Origin of the sequence: Thiolapillus sp., assembly GCF_048562965.1 — a bacterium.
Lineage (GTDB): Bacteria > Pseudomonadota > Gammaproteobacteria > Chromatiales > Chromatiaceae > Thiolapillus > Thiolapillus brandeum_A.
Window position 1 is genome coordinate 1 of the sequence record NZ_JBHNMF010000767.1, and the last position, 1402, is coordinate 1402.

General features: G+C 58.5%; 2 protein-coding genes. Both read left to right on the forward strand.

Features of this window, described 5'->3' with window-relative positions; translation table 11 throughout:
- Window position 1: 1 nt before the first annotated feature.
- The gene (tgt, locus tag ACOCD2_RS19920) at window positions 2-1129 is read left to right on the forward strand and encodes a tRNA guanosine(34) transglycosylase Tgt (protein WP_293645840.1); all 1128 of its coding nucleotides are present in this window, start codon (window positions 2-4) and stop codon (window positions 1127-1129) included.
- The gene (locus ACOCD2_RS19925; RefSeq protein ID WP_293645842.1) at window positions 1126-1356 is read left to right on the forward strand and encodes a hypothetical protein; all 231 of its coding nucleotides are present in this window, start codon (window positions 1126-1128) and stop codon (window positions 1354-1356) included. Before tgt ends, ACOCD2_RS19925 begins: the two co-directional genes overlap by 4 nt.
- Window positions 1357-1402 lie beyond the last annotated feature (46 nt).

A 1402-nucleotide genomic window follows, 5' to 3' on the forward strand; every position in this document is an offset into this window, starting at 1 on the left:
GTTGAATTTTAAGTTGAATCAGACCTCCGCCTCGGGGCGGCAGGGACAGCTGCAGTTTGAGCGGGGCAATATCGATACACCGGCTTTCATGCCCGTGGGTACTTACGGCACGGTCAAGGCCATGACGCCGGAAGAACTGGAAGGCATGGGTGCCCAGATCATTCTCGGCAATACTTTCCATCTGTGGCTGCGCCCGGGAACCGGGGTCATCAGGGCTCACGGCGATCTGCATGATTTCACCCACTGGCAGCGGCCCATCCTTACCGACTCCGGCGGCTTCCAGGTCTATAGCCTGGGGGAGATGCGCAAGATCACCGAAGAGGGCGTGCATTTCCGCTCCCCCGTGAACGGGGCCAGGGTGTTTATGGGGCCGGAAGAGTCCATGGCCATTCAGCGGGAGCTGGGGTCGGATATCGTGATGATCTTCGACGAATGCACGCCTTATCCCGCCACAGAAGATGAAGCGCGCATTTCCATGGAGCTGTCCCTGCGCTGGGCCATGCGCAGCAAAGAAGCCCACGGCGATAATCCGGCAGCGCTGTTTGGTATCGTTCAGGGAGGGATCTACACCGACCTGCGTCAGCGTTCACTGGACGGACTGATGGAGATCGGCTTCGACGGCTATGCCGTGGGTGGACTGTCTGTCGGCGAGCCGCCGGAAGACCGCTGGCGGGTGCTGGACTACCTTGCCGGCAGGCTACCGGCGGACAAACCCCGCTATCTCATGGGCGTGGGTACGCCAGAAGATATCGTCGAAGCGGTCAGCCGGGGCATCGACATGTTCGATTGTGTCATGCCCACACGCAACGCCCGCAACGGCCATCTGTTCATCCATGAAGGCGTGGTGCGCATCCGCAATGCCTGCCATGCCATGGATACCGGTCCGGTCGATCCTCACTGCGACTGTTATACCTGCACCAACTACAGCCGCGCCTACCTGAGGCATCTTCAGCGCTGCAATGAAATACTGGGCGCGCGCCTGAATACCATCCATAATCTGTACTATTATCAGAAACTCATGGCGGATCTGCGCGAGGCCATTACTGCCGACAGGCTGGCCGCTTTCCGCGAAGATTTCTACACGGCCAAGGGGTTGCCCGTTCCCGCCCTGCAAGGAGAAAGTGCATGACACAAGACTTCAACGATTCACCCGAACCCGGCTGGGGCATGGCGGCCAGTCTCAAGATCATTGTCGCCATCGTGGTGATGATCATCGCCGGGGCGGCAATTCTGTATGTACTGGACATGCTTTCCCTGGACTTGCTCAAGACCATCGCCATTAAGACGGCCCTGGTAGGCGGCGTACTGGTACTGGCCGGCCTGGTACTGGGATTGCTGGCGCGAAGTAAAAACTGAGTTTATCTTGATAGTGCCTCCTTCAGCGCCTATGTTTAATATATAG

What these genes read in the sequence shown, in the direction of transcription:
- ACOCD2_RS19925 (WP_293645842.1), top strand. Translation starts at nt 1,126, where the DNA reads ATGACACAAGACTTCAACGATTCACCCGAACCCGGCTGGGGCATGGCG.